Origin of the sequence: Pseudomonas sp. WS 5010, from assembly GCF_012985565.1 — a bacterium.
Classification (GTDB): domain Bacteria; phylum Pseudomonadota; class Gammaproteobacteria; order Pseudomonadales; family Pseudomonadaceae; genus Aquipseudomonas.
This window is the reverse complement of sequence record NZ_JAAQWQ010000013.1, coordinates 42374-56746: the sequence shown is the minus strand read 5'-3', so window position 1 is coordinate 56746 and position 14373 is coordinate 42374. Positions and strand designations below refer to the sequence as shown.

At 62.0% G+C, this 14373-nt stretch carries 14 protein-coding genes; 6 read left to right on the top strand and 8 right to left on the bottom strand.

Annotated elements, in window-relative coordinates; translation table 11 throughout:
* Positions 1–246 precede the first annotated feature (246 nt).
* On the bottom strand, positions 247–675 hold the full coding sequence (locus HBO11_RS27390; RefSeq protein ID WP_169955099.1) for a TOBE domain-containing protein: 429 nt from the start codon (positions 673–675) through the stop codon (positions 247–249).
* Positions 676–769: 94 nt separating this feature from the next.
* Entirely contained in the window at positions 770–1123 is a 354-nt protein-coding gene (locus tag HBO11_RS27385; RefSeq protein ID WP_169955100.1) for a gamma-glutamylcyclotransferase family protein, read from the bottom strand.
* A 116-nt stretch (positions 1124–1239) separates the two neighbouring features.
* On the opposite strand from HBO11_RS27385, the gene HBO11_RS27380 reads away from it, so the two are divergent.
* Positions 1240–1893, top strand: coding sequence for a TetR/AcrR family transcriptional regulator (locus tag HBO11_RS27380; protein ID WP_169955101.1), 654 nt, complete (start codon positions 1240–1242; stop codon positions 1891–1893).
* Here HBO11_RS27380 and HBO11_RS27375 read toward each other — a convergent pair.
* A complete protein-coding gene (locus tag HBO11_RS27375; RefSeq protein WP_169955102.1) occupies positions 1887–2186 on the bottom strand; it encodes a hypothetical protein in 300 nt (99 codons plus the stop codon). The two genes, HBO11_RS27380 and HBO11_RS27375, sit on opposite strands and share 7 nt — an antisense overlap.
* 189 nt (positions 2187–2375) lie before the next feature.
* Here HBO11_RS27375 and HBO11_RS27370 point away from each other — a divergent pair, with 189 nt between their 5' ends.
* The 4 genes from HBO11_RS27370 to dapF are packed head-to-tail and all read left to right on the top strand — an operon-like array spanning position 2376 to position 6915.
* On the top strand, positions 2376–3719 hold the full coding sequence (locus HBO11_RS27370) for a gluconate:H+ symporter (RefSeq protein WP_169955103.1): 1344 nt from the start codon (positions 2376–2378) through the stop codon (positions 3717–3719).
* A 26-nt stretch (positions 3720–3745) separates the two neighbouring features.
* Positions 3746–5101, top strand: coding sequence for a D-serine ammonia-lyase (locus HBO11_RS27365; protein ID WP_169955104.1), 1356 nt, complete (start codon positions 3746–3748; stop codon positions 5099–5101).
* Positions 5102–5134: 33 nt separating this feature from the next.
* Complete coding sequence (gene dsdC, locus HBO11_RS27360; RefSeq protein WP_169955105.1) at positions 5135–6070, top strand: DNA-binding transcriptional regulator DsdC; 936 nt, start codon at positions 5135–5137, stop codon at positions 6068–6070.
* 44 nt (positions 6071–6114) lie between these two features.
* Positions 6115–6915, top strand: a complete 801-nt coding sequence (dapF, locus tag HBO11_RS27355) for a diaminopimelate epimerase (protein WP_169955106.1) — start codon at positions 6115–6117, stop codon at positions 6913–6915.
* Here the strand turns inward: dapF and HBO11_RS27350 are convergent.
* From HBO11_RS27350 to HBO11_RS27340, 3 genes are all read right to left on the bottom strand, one after another.
* Positions 6912–9320: a TonB-dependent siderophore receptor gene (locus HBO11_RS27350; RefSeq protein WP_169955107.1), complete on the bottom strand. Its 2409-nt coding sequence runs from the start codon at positions 9318–9320 to the stop codon at positions 6912–6914. The genes dapF and HBO11_RS27350 overlap by 4 nt on opposite strands.
* Before the next feature lie 105 nt (positions 9321–9425).
* The gene (locus tag HBO11_RS27345; protein ID WP_346266883.1) at positions 9426–10388 is read right to left on the bottom strand and encodes a DUF4880 domain-containing protein; all 963 of its coding nucleotides are present in this window, start codon (positions 10386–10388) and stop codon (positions 9426–9428) included.
* 2 nt (positions 10389–10390) lie between these two features.
* The gene (locus HBO11_RS27340) at positions 10391–10900 is read right to left on the bottom strand and encodes a sigma-70 family RNA polymerase sigma factor (RefSeq protein WP_057440199.1); all 510 of its coding nucleotides are present in this window, start codon (positions 10898–10900) and stop codon (positions 10391–10393) included.
* Positions 10901–11057: 157 nt separating this feature from the next.
* On the opposite strand from HBO11_RS27340, the gene HBO11_RS27335 reads away from it, so the two are divergent.
* Complete coding sequence (locus HBO11_RS27335; RefSeq protein WP_169955109.1) at positions 11058–11561, top strand: hypothetical protein; 504 nt, start codon at positions 11058–11060, stop codon at positions 11559–11561.
* On the opposite strand, the gene HBO11_RS27330 is transcribed toward HBO11_RS27335, so the two are convergent.
* Both HBO11_RS27330 and HBO11_RS27325 read right to left on the bottom strand, forming a co-directional pair.
* On the bottom strand, positions 11558–12760 hold the full coding sequence (locus tag HBO11_RS27330; protein ID WP_169955110.1) for a benzoate/H(+) symporter BenE family transporter: 1203 nt from the start codon (positions 12758–12760) through the stop codon (positions 11558–11560). The two genes, HBO11_RS27335 and HBO11_RS27330, sit on opposite strands and share 4 nt — an antisense overlap.
* 53 nt (positions 12761–12813) lie before the next feature.
* Entirely contained in the window at positions 12814–14313 is a 1500-nt protein-coding gene (locus HBO11_RS27325; protein ID WP_169955111.1) for a PLP-dependent aminotransferase family protein, read from the bottom strand.
* Positions 14314–14373 lie beyond the last annotated feature (60 nt).

Sequence of the window (14373 nt, the reverse complement as noted above, 5' to 3'; positions counted from 1 at the left end):
GCGACATCAGCTATTACCTGATGCATCGGTACAACTGGATTAGACCGCATCAGTTCAATAATGGGCTGGCCCCGGCTCAGGCCGAGAAAAAACTTAACGTCGTGTCCGGGATTAGTTGACCACTACAGATTATTATTCTTTATATAAATTAATAAGATGAGAAAGCTTTTCAGCTTCCCCCGGCCTAAAGACGTCCAAGGACGTCTTTCCTGTACCCCACGATTAATCCCATCCCCCCAAAAAACCTCAACCCCGCACCCCCAAAATAATATGCGAAGCCTTAATCACCGCAGTAGCACCAACGCCCGGCACCAGCCCCAGCTCTGCAACGGCATCGCGGGTGACGATGGAGTAGACCTTCGACCCTCCTGCCAGCTCGATAACTACTTCAGCGTTGACCGCACCATCGTTGACGCTCAACACCTTGCCTTCCAGGCAGTTGCGCGCCGACAGGCGAATGTCGCTGGATTCGGTCATCAGCATCACCCACGGTGCCTTGATCAGGGCGACTGCGTCTTTACCCACCGCAATCCCGAGGTTGCGGATGCTTTCCATGGTCACCACGGCAACCAGTTGCTCGCCGCCCGGTAGGGTCAATACCACTTCGGCGTTGACGGCCCCTGCCTGGACCTGGCTGACACGGCCGTTGAATACGTTGCGTGCACTGACTTTCATGAGAGAGGCCTTTTTTGACTTTTCAGTTAAGAATTCCAGCCATCATTACGCTTAGCGCTGTGTAAAGACAACGACAGCGATTCGCGCAGCAGGCTCAAGCCCGTACATACACCCAGGCCCGGCTGCCCGATTTGAGGGCCACGCTGACTCGTTTGTAGTCCGCCACCTCGTAGGCATCGGCGGCAATCAGTTCCTGCTGGGTAATCTCGAAAACAGTGCCGGCGATTTCATCCTGCAGGTTGGCGCTCTCCTGCACGATGGGATGATGGGTTTTCCCACTAGCGGCCAACACCGCGGGGTCGGTGATTTCGACCAGTTGTTGCGTGTAACCGGGCAGCGTATCGGGGCGGCCCTTCAATTCGCGGCCAAAATTGGACAGCTGCACGGCCTTGTCCTGCAAGGTGCCGTAGGAAAACAACAGAACCGCTTGCTCGATGTCATGTGTCATGGGGTTTCCTTGGGTAAGTCTTCATAAAACCTGCCGCTGTTAGAAAGCGCAGGTTATTCGCTATGTAGTTTTGTATATTGCGATATTCGTCAATGATACAGCCATGAGCCCTCATCATGACCACCTCTAGCGCGCAAGACGGTGCCGAGCGTTGCCGCACCCGTGAGCATCATCAACGTGTGATCCTGCAGGCTGCCTGCGAGGAATTCGCCGCCACAGGCTTCGACGCGACCCAGACCCGCACCATCGCCGCACGCGCCGGGGTCCCTAAGGCAAACCTCTATTACTACTTCCACAGTAAAGAAAACCTGTACGCCCAGGTGCTGCTCAGCTTTGTAGAGCCCCTGCTCCAGGCGTCTGCAGAACTGCGCGCCAGCGACGATCCGGTGGTGGCACTACAGGCCTATGTCCATGCCAGGATTCGCATCCTTGAGCAAAACCCGCTGACCTCGAAGGTCTTCAGCCACGAACTGCTGCTTGGAGGCAAGCAACTCCCGGATGAATGCAGGGACCTGCTCCAGGCCGAGGTGCGGCGTAATGTCGAATGCCTGCGCAACTGGATCGACCGTGGCCTGCTCGGCCCTTTTGATCCGGAACACTTGATGCTGTTCATCTGGTCGGCAACGCGGACCTACACCAACCTCGGCTGGCAAATGTCGTTGATTACCGGCAAGCCAACACCCGACGACGCCGACTATGCGTGCGCGGCCGCGACTATTACGCGAATGGTGCTGCGCGGGGTAATCCCCGGTACACCGCCAGGTTACTGACCGCCCTCTTCACAAACAGCCTTCAACCCCAAGACGGTGGTCGGCGTGCTGCCAATATGCGTCTGCGTGGCAACCACCATATTGGCCCCGGTATCACCTTCCAGATGATATGGCTTGCCATCACAGGCCTTGGCGGCCTTTTGGTTGATGTTTTCCAACAAGCCTTCGCGGGAGTTAAAGATGCTGCCGTGGCTGGTGATCATGTATTGGCCGGGAGCGATTTCATTGACGCCGGTGAAGGTGCAACCCGTCAGGGCCAGGGCAATACATCCGGTTAACAGTAATGCTTTCAAGTGCTCGAACTCCTGTAAGGGCCTGACGATTGCGCAGGCGCCGCGCATTGTCGAGCAATCGCCAGCCCCTGGCCATAAGTGAACAGGCTTCAACTAGCGCCTGACGAATCATCGTTTGTCCCCGCCATAGGCCTGAAATCTAATCCATCGCAAACAACTAACAATAACTGCGATGGAGCAGACCCACCCATGTCCCCTACCTTTTCTCTATTGATCCTTGGCGCGTCAATCCTGTTGATCGTCATGCTGATCGGTAAATGTCGCGTCCATCCATTCCTCGCCCTGATCGCCGCCAGCCTGCTGGTGGGTGTCGGCACGGGAATGACCCCCACCGCGATTGTCTCGGCATTTGAGAAGGGCATGGGCAGCACGCTCGGCTTTCTCGCCGGCATCATTGGGTTGGGCAGTATTCTCGGCAAGTTGCTGGAAGAGTCTGGCGGCGCCAAGCGCATTGCGACCACGCTGCTGCGGCTGCTGGGTGAGCAGAACGCCGCGTGGGCGATGATGCTGGTGGGCTTTATTGCCGGGATTCCGGTGTTCTTCGAGGTGGGATTTGTGCTGCTGATCCCGCTGATTTATGTGGTTGCCCGTCAGACCCGGATCAACCTGCTGTACCTGGGCGTGCCGCTGGCGACCTCGCTGATGGTGGTGCACTGCATCCTGCCGCCGCACCCTGCCGCCACGGCCATTACCGGCATGCTCAATGCCGATATCGGCAAGGTGATTCTGTACGGGCTGATCGTCGGGTTGCCCACTGCCGTGATCGCCGGGCCGATCTGGGTCAAGCTGACCTGCGCGCGGCAGGCCCCGGCCGGCCAGGCGCAGTTCCTGGCCGAGCGCGGCGAAGGGAACATCGACGACAGCCAATCCCCCAGCTTCGCGATTGCGATGATCACCGTGCTGTTGCCCTTGGCGCTGATGGTGGGCAAAACCCTGGCCACCCCCTTGCTGGCCAAAGGCTCGATGGCGTTTGAGTGGGTATCTTTTATAGGCAACCCGCTGATTGCGCTCGTACTGTCGATTTGCTTTGCCTACTGGTCCCTGGGCCTGCGCCGTGGGCTGGGCATGGGCGACCTGCTTGACCTGACCCACCGCTGCTTCCCGCCACTGGCCGGCATTCTGCTGGTGATCGGTGCAGGTGGGGCGTTCAACGACATGCTGGTCGGCAGCGGCATCGGCAAAGTCCTGGCGGACGTGCTGGGCCAGTCCAACATCAACCCGATCCTCCTGGCGTGGCTGATCGCCGGGCTGATGCACTTCGCCGTGGGCTCGGCCACCGTCGCCATGATCAGCACCGCCGGCATGGTGCTGCCGATCCTCGGACAGAACCCGCAATACAGCCCCGAGATCCTGGTGATCGCCATCGGTGCCGGCGCCATCGGCTGGACCCACGTGACCGACTCGGCGTTCTGGGTCGTAAAAGAGTACCTGGGGATTTCCCTCTCCGAGGCCCTCAAGAAATTCACCGGCGCCACCGTGCTCGCCTCGGTAGCGGCCCTGGTCTTTACCCTGATTCTTTCCCGGTTTGTGTGATGAACCCCACCCCAAAGGCAGTTCCCATGATTCAAGGCAAAACCTTAGACGCCTGGTATGCAAGTCATCCCGTTATCCAGCAACTGGTCGCGCTTGAGCCGGTCAGTTGGTTCAACCCCGCGATCGCCCCGGCCGCTGTAGGGCTGGGGGATGTCGGCCTGACCCTGGACGATGTACAAGACGCCAGCGCGCGCCTGCTTCGCTTCGCGCCCTATCTCGCCAAGGTGTTCCCGGAGACGGCGGCGGCGGGCGGCATCATCGAGTCCGCGATCCAGCCGCTGAAGGCCATGCAGCACGCGCTGTTGAGCGAGGCCGCCCTCCCCGACAGCGGCGCGCTGTGGCTGAAAAAAGACAGCGACCTGCCGATCTCCGGCTCGATCAAGGCCCGTGGCGGTATCCATGAAGTGCTCAAGCACGCCGAAGACCTGGCCCTGCAGGCAGGCCTGATCACCCTCGACGACAACTACGCAGCCTTGGCCAGCGAGCGCGCACTGGCGTTTTTCAGCCAGTACAAAATCGCCGTGGGCTCCACCGGCAACCTGGGCCTGTCCATCGGCATCATCAGCGCCAAGCTGGGTTTCCAGGCGACGGTGCATATGTCCTCCGATGCCCGCCAATGGAAGAAGGACAAACTGCGCGCCAGCGGCGTGACGGTGGTGGAATACGCCTCTGACTACAGCGTTGCCGTGGAAAACGGCCGCCTGCAGGCGCAAAACGATCCGGCCTGCTATTTCATCGATGATGAAAACTCGCCCCACCTGTTCCTCGGCTATGCCGTGGCCGCCGAGCGCCTGGCCCGGCAATTTGAAGTGGCCGGGGTGCGGGTAGACGCCGAGCACCCGCTGTTCGTGTATCTGCCCTGCGGTGTTGGCGGCGGCCCTGGTGGCGTGGCATTTGGCTTGAAGCTGGCGTTTGGCGATGCGGTGCATTGTGTGTTTGCCGAGCCGACCCACTCCCCATGCATGCTGCTCGGTGTGTACAGCGGGCTGCACGACCAGGTGAGCGTGCAGGACTTCGGCATCGACAACGTCACCGCGGCTGACGGCCTGGCAGTGGGCCGCCCCTCCGGCTTCGTCGGCAAGGCGATGCAGCGCCTGATCGATGGCTACTACACCGTCACCGACGAAGAGCTCTACCGCCTGATGTTCCTCGCCCACGACCTTGAAGGGGTAAAACTCGAACCTTCGGCCCTGGCCGGCGCGCCAGGCATTGTGCGGGTACTCAAGGACGCGCAGTATTTGCAGCGCATTGGCGTCGGTGCCGCACAACTGGCCAACGCCACGCACTTGATCTGGGGTACCGGCGGCAGCATGGTACCTGCGCAGGAGTACGCGACTTATCTGGATAAGGGGCGTGCTCTGCAAACGACAATCCACCGCTGATCGCCGGCGGTTGACGCGAAGAGGGATACCCACATGGCAGTACTTGGCCTGAGCAAAGCGCCCAAGCTCAACGGCGCCCACCTGTCCAACCTGCATACGTTCCTGGTCGCCGCCCGCCACCTCAGCTTCGCCCGCGCCGCTGACGAGCTGTGCCTGACCGCCAGTGCGGTCAGCCACCGCATAGCGCGCCTGGAAGAAGAACTGTCGCTCAAGCTGTTCCATCGCTTGCCGCGCAAGGTCGACCTGACTGATGACGGCGAGCGCATTTTCAAGGTCATGCAGCACACCATGGACACCCTGTCCGAGGCTGTGCAGGAGCGTTCCGATACGCAGATCGAAGGCCAGCTGTGCTTCTACGCCAGGCCTTCCGTCGCGCAATGCTGGCTGGTGCCAAGGCTGGCCGATTTCACCGCCCGCTATCCCGGGATTCAACTGGATGTGCGGGTCGGCAACGAACCGATCGACTATCGCACCCGGCGCATCGACCTGGTGCTGTGCTACTCCAACGGCGAGCATCCGGGCCTGGCAAGCCTGCGCCTGATGCCCGAGCGGATTGCCCCGGTGTGCAGCCCGCAATATGCCCAGGCCCATGGCCTGATGGGGCACCCGGAACGCTTGGCACAGTGCACGGTGCTGCACGATGTGGCGGCATGGGACAACATTTCATTCGATGCAGAATGGCGTTTATGGCTGGATGCGGTGGGCGACAGCAGCCCATTGCCAAGCCGCTTCATGACCTTTGACCGCTCCGACTTGAGCACTCTCGCGGCAATCAACCACGCGGGCGTCGCCATCGGCCGCGAGCAACTGGTGCGCAAGCGCGTGCAGGATGGCGAGTTGGTACTGCCGTTCGGCGGGTTCAGCGAGGCGGTCAATTACGGTTACTACCTGGTCCACCCCGCCCACGAAACCCTGCCCAGACGGCTCAAGGCGCTGATCGACTGGCTGGTCGAGCAAGCGGACAATTGACGCCTCTACCCGCGCGCAAATCACGCTGACCTCAGGACTTCGCCATGCCGCTGAACTTTCACAAGATGCACGCCAATGGCGATGATTTTGTCGTTGTCGACGCACGCAACGCCACCAACCCTATCACCAGCGCCCTGGCCAAGCGCATGGGGGATCGCCACCGTGGGGTTGGCTTCAACCAACTGGCGGTGATGCTCGATTGCGACGATGCACAGGCGCGGGTGGAGTTCTGGAATGCCGATGGTTCTGCGCTGGATACCTGTGGCAGCGCCACGCGAGGGGTTGCCGAGCGCTTGATGCGCGAATCCAACAGCACCTCGGTGATACTGCGAACCAACCGTGGCCTGCTTACCTGCGAACAAACCAGCAGCGGCGCGATTACCGTGAGCATGGGCGAACCGCTGCTCGACTGGTCGCAGATCCCCTTGGCCACGGCCATGGATAGCCTACGGCTGCCACTGGCCGGAGAGCCCACCGCATGCAGCATTGGTAATCCGCACTGCACCTATTTTGTCGATGATCTGGCGAACATTGACATCGCGGCCGTCGGCTCGTTGATTGAAACCAACCCGCTGTTTCCCGCGCGCACGAATGTGCATTTCGTCAAAGTCATCAACCGCCGGCATATCCGGCTGCGCATTTGGGAGCGCGGTGGTGGCGTGCCGTTGGGGTCTGGCTCGTGCTCGTGTGGTGCGGCGATCAATGGGATACGTCGGGGGCTGCTGGACGATTGCGTTGAGGTTGAATGTGATGGGGGCAGCGTCACGGTGCAATGGCGTGGCACCGGCCCGGTGCTGCTTACCGGGCCGGTTGAATGGGTGTTTTCAGGGACGTTTGCGGCCTAGAAATCCCAGCGCGTAGTCACCATCACATTGCGCGGGTCGCCGTAATACGCCGAGTCGTAGAAGCCGATGTTGGTGTAGTACGCCTTGTCGAACAGGTTGTTGACGTTGAGCGTGGCCGACAGGTTTTCCGTCAGTTGATAACGGGCCATCAGGTCCACCAGCCAGTACGGGTCCTGGGTGAATTTTTCGCTCTGGCGCGTGCCGGGGTTGTTGACGTTTTGCCAACCGGCAGCCTGCCAACGCGCGCCACCGCCCAGGGTGAGTTTGTCCAGGCGGCCCTGGAGTTTGTAGCTGGTGTAGAAACTCAGTTGATCTTCCGGCTCCCAGGTGGCGACCTTTTTCTTGTCGGCATCGCGGGCGATCTTGTGGGTGTAGCCGGCCTGTAGCTGCCAGCCGGGGCTCAGTTCACCGGAGATTTCCGCTTCGTAGCCCTTGGTCTCGGTTTTAGTGCCGATGTAGGAGTAGTCCACGCCCGGCTGGGAGTTGTAGGCCGTATCAGCAACCGGGCGGTTTTTTTCGTGGACCTCGAAGTAAGCCAGGCTGGCGTTCAGGCGCCCGTCGAAGAACTCACTCTTGAGGCCCAGTTCGTAGTTCTTGCCTTCGTTGGGATCAAGCATGGTGCGCGTACGGTCGCGATACTGGGTTTGTGGCTGGAAGATTTCGGTGTAGCTGGCGTAGGCCGTGAAGTTGTCGTTGAGGTCGTAGGTCAGGCCGGCATAGGGCACGACCTTGCCGCTTTCCCGGGTGTCGCTGGTGCCCGTGACCTGGTAGTTGGCGATGCGCGTGCCCAGCAGCAAGTGCAGGTCCTCCATCAGGCTGAAGCGCCCGGTGATGTAGCTGCCGGTCTGGCGCGTGGTTTCGTCGCTGATCCTGGTCGGTTGGTTCCACAGCGGCTCGATGGCTTCGCCGTGCCACTTGTAGAAGTCGTAGGAGTTGTCGAAATAGGTCGCGCTGCCGTAGTCCTTGCCCTTCCATTTGGAGATGGACAACGACTGGCCCACCACCAGTTGATGCTCACGACCAAACAACTCAAACGGCCCGGACGCGTACACATCGACGCTGTCACTGGTGGTCTCGCCGGTGTATTTACGCGCAAAGATCGAGCTGGCGGTCAGGGAGTCCTGGGAGATGTAGCCCAGGGGCGCGTTGTAGCCGTTGATCTGATGGTTGTACTGGCCCTTGGTCACCCAGCCATTGTCGAAGGTGTGTTCCAAGGTGGCGAACAGGGTGCGGGTGTACTGCTCCCAACTGCTCCACTTCGGCCCGTTGTTGAACGAGCGCGGCAGGTCCAGTTTGTTGCCGGCCGGGTCGAAGATGGTCCGCGTACCGGTCCAGCTGGAGCCTTTCGGGTCGCTGTCCTGATAGTCGGCGCCCAGGGTCAGCAGGGTGTCGGGATCAAGGTCGAATTCAAGGATGCCGTAGTAAACGCCGGTTTTGCGCGAATAGTGGTCGAGGAACGATTTTTTATCCTGGTACGCCGCCACCGCCCGGCCGCGCACGTTGCCGGTTTCGGTCAACGGGCCGCTGACGTCGATCTGCGAGCGGTAGTTGTCCCAGGAGCCGGCGCCCAGTTCGATGCTGCTCTTGAACTCCGAGGTCGGCTTCTTGCGAATCAGGTTGATGGTACCGCCCGGGCCGCCCGCGCCGGTGAGCAGGCCGGTGGCGCCCTTGAGCACTTCGACGCGGTCATACAGGGCCATGTCGGTCAGGGTCTGCCCCGCCGAGTACTGGGCGTCGCGCAGGGTGGGGATGCCGTCGTACTGGAAGTTGACGATGGAAAAACCACGGGAATAGTAGTTGGTGCGCTCGGTGTCGTAGGTCGACACGGTGATGCCGGGCGTGTGGCGCATCACGTCGTCGATGGCATTGAGGCCGAAGTCATCCATCACCTGGCGCGTGACCACCGAGATCGATTGCGGCGTTTCCCGTGGGGTGAGCACCATCCGCGTGGCGGTGGCAATCGTGCCCGGGGTGTAGGAGCCAGTGCCTTCGGTGATCGAGCCCAACTGGTTGGCGCTGATCTGCGTGGCCTGCAATTGCACTTGCCCGTCTGCGACGGCCCGCGCCACCACGCGATAGCTGCCCTGCTCATACTCGGCCTGCAGGCCCAGCGGTGCCAGCAGGCGCTCAAGCCCCTCGGCCAGGGCAAAACTGCCGTGCAAGCCCTGGCTGTGCACACCCTTGGCCAGCGCCGAATCGATGGCGATCATCACGCCCGCCTGATTGCCGAAAGCACCCAGCACGCGGTCCAGGCTGCCGGCAGCGATGTCGTAGGACTGGCGCGGGGCCTGTTCGGTAGCCGGTTGCGCAGTGGCGGCCATGGCGCCGTGGCTGGCCGTGGCCACGGTTAAACCAACGATTATGGCGCGCAGGGCGCTGGCAAGCGGAGTGACGCGGCTGTGCATAAAGACTGTCCTGTGGTGAAAGGTTGGGGGCGCTCTTATTCAGCGTCTTCCCTGTCTTGATGCACGAGATGGCAAATACTGCCGGCCCCATGGAATTTTTTTTACCTAGGCCTCCACCACCGTCGCCAGGTAGCCGAAGACCCGCTGCACGCGCACCGGCAGCACCTTGGCCAGCAGGTCGAGGCTGGCATCCGGGCGGTCGAGGGAGAACGAACCCGAAACTTGCAGACCGGCAACCGCCGGGTCACAGCGCAACACCCCGCGCCGGTAACGGTTGAGCTGATCGACCACCTGGGCCAGCGGCATGCGCTCGGCAATCAGCAAGCCACGGCTCCAGGCATCGGCGGCGGGCGCAAGGGGTTGTGCCGGGCCGCTTTGGCGGCTGTCGAAGGCCAACTGCTGGCCGGCGCCGATCGACACCCGGCCACCTTGCTGCGGTTCGATCCAGACATGGCCTGCGAGCACTTGCACCAGGGTCCCGCGCTGGCCTGGCAGATCCTGGCTGATGATCAGCCGCGACAGCGCCACCGGCCGCACCCAGCCATGGGCGGTCTTGACGCCGACGAAGGTGTCCGCCGCCGTCGCCAATAGCAAGCGCCCCTGGTTCAGGGCCAATTGCGGGCCGCGCACATCCACCGCCGTCTGGGTGTCCAGTTGCACCGCGCCAGCGCCGGCCAACTGCAAGGGCCGCCGCTCGCCGGTGGTGGTGCGGTAGTCACTGAACAACTGCGGCAACACCACGCGCTCGCGCACACCCAGGCCCATGGCCGCCGCCATCCCCAGGCCGGCGAAACCCTTGAGCAGCGTGCGCCGCGAGGTCAGGCTGCGCGCCCGCAACAACTGGCGGGCGGCGGGCGCCGGCAGGGCAACGGTGCTGCTACGCAGGTCGCGGCTCAAGCCGGTCAAGCGCTGCCAGGCCAGTTCATGCTGGGGATTTGCATTGCGCCAGGCTGCACACGCGCGTTGCTCGGCGGCGCCGCTGACGCCCGATTGCAGGGTGACCATCCACGTCAGCGCCTGTTCCAGCACGTATTCATCCAACAATTGATCGTCGGTTGGCTGGAACATCGTCATGCCTGGTACACCGCCAGGTAACAATGCCGATAGGCCTTGAGCATGGCCTTTTGCACAACATTCACGGTCAGGCCCAGTTGCTCGGCGATCTGTGGATAAGTCAGGCCGTCCAACTGCGACAGCAGGAAAATCTCCCGCACCTTGCTCCCCAACCCGTCCAGCACCTGCCCGACCGCATCCAGTGCTTCAAGTACCAACAAGCGGGTCTCCGGCGACGGCGCGTGTTCCGGCTCGAGGATCAACAGGGATTGTTCGTACGCACGCTCCAGGGCCTGGCGGCGAAAATACTGGCCGCACAGACGGCTGGCGACCGTGGTGAGATAAGCCCGCGGCTCACGCAACAGCGGCAAGGGCCCACTGCTGAGGATGCGCACGAAGGTATCCTGAGCCAGGTCCAGTGCCTGCTCCTGCCCACCCAGCTTGCGCCGCAGCAACTGCACCACCCAGCCGTGATGCTGGGCGTAGAGTTCACCCACAGCACGGTGGGAGGAAGAGGATGAGGCCATCGAGGTGATTTCCGGACTGGCAGCTGACGGGAGGCGCGTATGATAATACTTCTCATTAGAGACAAGTAGAAGTTTATACTCCCTGCTGTTTTATCCGACCCAAACACAGTGCCTGTCGCGTTTACCCCTTTGCTTCACTGCATGGAAGCCATTTGAATTGAGAAGACCGCTGACCTCTACACGCCTGCTCGTCGGCCTGGGCGTAGTACTTTTCGTGGCAACCATCGGGTTATGGGTGTTCTGGCTCGACCGCATCGTGTACTTCAATACGTTGAGCGTGATGATCTGCCTGGTGACATCGCCCCTATTGGCTGCCGTGGTATTTGTGCTGGGGGTACGGCGCAGGAATCCGCGCCTCAGATTTACAATAATGGACTCGTTGGAAGAAGCGATCTCGCTGCTCGCCGTTATCGCCGTGGCCGAATTTTTCGTGTTGTCATTGCTTGTGTTTTTTTCAAGCACAAGGCCGGGCGACTACATCGCCAGCTACGAATACACCTCCGCCGGCAAGGGCTGTAGCGGGTTAAAGGTCTACGATCGAGAACTCGAAAAACGTATAAGAATCTGCCACCCGGATGCGCTTCGGGCGGGTGGCAAGGTCAGGGTCGAAAAGCTCAGCGGCCCGTTGGGTATCGCGGTGAAACGCGCCGAACTCCTTTAGCCCGCCGCGCGCGTCTGAACCCCGCGCCCACCGTGAATCACCCCATGCACCAACAACCCCGCCACCAGCCCCCAGAACGCGCCGCCAATCCCCAGCAGCGTGACATTGGCCGCCGTCGCCAAAAAGGTGATCAACGCGGTTTCCCGGGTGCGTGTATCGGCCATGGCATTGGCCAGGCTTGAACCGATGGCCCCGAGCAGCGCCAGGCCCGCCAAGGTGGTGATAAACGCGCGCGGCAGGACCATGAACAAGGTCGCCAACGTCACGCCAAACACCCCGACCAGGATGTACAGCGCCCCACACACCAACCCGGCGATGTAGCGTTTGGACGGATCCTGATGGGTATCGCGCCCGGTGCAGATCGCCGCCGTGATCGCTGCGACGTTGAATGCATGGGCGCCGAACGGCGCCATCAGCAAAGAACCCAGGCCGGTGATAGTGATGATCGGGTTGGCGCTGGTCTGGAACCCGTCGTTGCGCAGCACCAGCATGCCGGGGATGTATTGCCCGGTCAGGGTAATCACGAACAGCGGCAAGGCCACGCCAAAAAACGCCGCGATGGAAAAGTGCGGCATTTCAAACACCGGGGCGGCCAGTTGCAGCTCCAGGCTGTGCAGGTCAAGCCGCTGTTGGGCGAGCAGCAACCCCAGGCCAATCAACAGAACTCCGACCATCGCATAACGTGAAGTGAAACGGCGCAGCACCGCGTAGGACACCACCAGGACAATCACCAGCAGCGGGTCCGCGTTGGCCCCGCCAAACGCCGCCACACCAAATTGCAGGAGGATCCCCGCCAGCAAACCCGCCGCAATGCCACCGGGGATCAGCCGCACCAAACGCTCGAACGCACCGCTCAGGCCCAGCACGATAAAACCGATGGCGCACATCACATAGGCACCGATCACTTCGGCATACGGCGTAAACGCCATGACCGTCGCCAGAAAGGCCACCCCCGGCGTCGACCACGCCGTGATGATCGGCTCGCGGTAGCGGTAGCTCAACCACGCACCGGTCACGCCCACGCCAATACTCACCGACCAGACCCAGGACGCGGTTTGCGCCGCGCTCAGTTGCGCCAGGTGCGCGGCCTGGAACACCAGGACAAAGGTCCCGGCGTAATTGACGATGACGGAAATCAGCGCACTGATGCTCGGTGACAGGTAGTCGGCAAGACGCAGGCGTGAGGCGGGTCGGTTCATGGCGCATTCCTTTGGTTGAGGCCGCAAAGGCTAACAAGCACCGGACCGCCCGTTCAGTCCACTTCCCGACCTTGCACCAGACCACCCTTGAGTACCTTGGCCAATTGCCGGCTGGCGCTGTCGATTTCACCGGGCGTCAGCGCCGAGAACCCCAGCAGCCATCCGCCCCTTGCCGGCGGCTGGGCGTAGAGCCGCGTGAGGCCAGGCAGTTGGATACCCACCCGCGCCGCCTGGCGAATCGTCTCCAGCTCCGACCATCCCTCATGCAGCACGCAAGGCAATTGCAAGCCCCCGGGCGGCAAGCTGGCGGTGACCACATGGCTCAAGTGGCGCCCGACCGCCTCGGCCATGGCATCACGTCGCTCGCCGTAGACTTTGCGCATCGCGCGGATATGGCTGCCGAAATGCCCGTCGCTCATAAAGCGCGCCAGGGTCAACTGGGCGATTTGCGGGGTGTGGCCGTCGAGAATGCTGCGGGCGTAAGTCATGGGCTTGACCAACTCCCGGGGCAGCACCATAAAGCCCATGCGCAAGCCGGGGTACAGGGATTTGCTGAAGGTGCCGAGGTACAGCGTGCGCTGGTAACTATCCAGGCCTTGTACACAGGCGGTCGGCAGGCCTTCGTAGTGAAACTGGCTGTCGTAGTCGTCCTCGATGATCCAGCCTTGGCGCTGCTCGGCCCAGGCGATCAGGTCCAGGCGCCGTTCCAGCGCGAGGGTGGCGCCAGTGGGGTATTGATGGGACGGCGTGACATACACGGCATTGGCGCCACTGCGGTCGGCGCGCAAGGCGTCGATACACAGGCCTTTGGCGTCCACCGCCACCGGTACCACCTTGAGCTGGGCCATTTCAAACGCCTTGCGGGCGCCGAAGTAGCCGGGGTCTTCCATCAGGATCGGCTGGCCTTCATCCACCAGCACCTGCGCGCACAAATACAGGGCCTGGCGCGTACTCGACAGCACCAGCACCTGATCCGGTGTAACCCGCGCGCCGCGCTCCAGGTTCAGGTAGTCGGCGATGGCCTGGCGCAGGGGTTCGGCGCCTTGCGGGTCGCCGTGCAACAGCAGGTTCGGGCGATAATCCTTCAATGCCTGGCGGTGCAGGCGCTCCCAGATGCCCACGGGAAAGGTGCGCGTTTCCGGCAGCCCCGTGGCAAACGCCTTGACCACTTGCTGGTCGGTAACGCCGCCGCTGGCGAGGATCTGCGCGCCCCTGGCACTCAGCGCCGCCTGGTTCGCCACCACCGGCTGGCGCTTGCGCGCCCCCAGCAGGCTCGGCCCGATTTTCTCGGAGACAAAACTGCCCGAGCCTTCGCGCCGACACAGGTAACCGTCCAATTGCAGTTGGACGTAGGCCATTTCCACGGTATCCCGGGAGATGCCCAGTGACTTGCACAGCGTGCGCGTGGCGGGCAAGCGGCTGCCGGGCGCGAGGATGCCCTCGAGGATCAACTGGCGCAGCACCCGTTGCACCCGCACCCGCAAATCCAGCGAGGCCAGCTTGGGGTCCGTCAGGCGGATCTTCAGCGTGTCCAGTTCCAGGTTGTGGGTCATTGACTTGGCCAAGGGCTAAAAAACCATGCATCTTTGTGCGAAGCCGCCGATATGTCCACG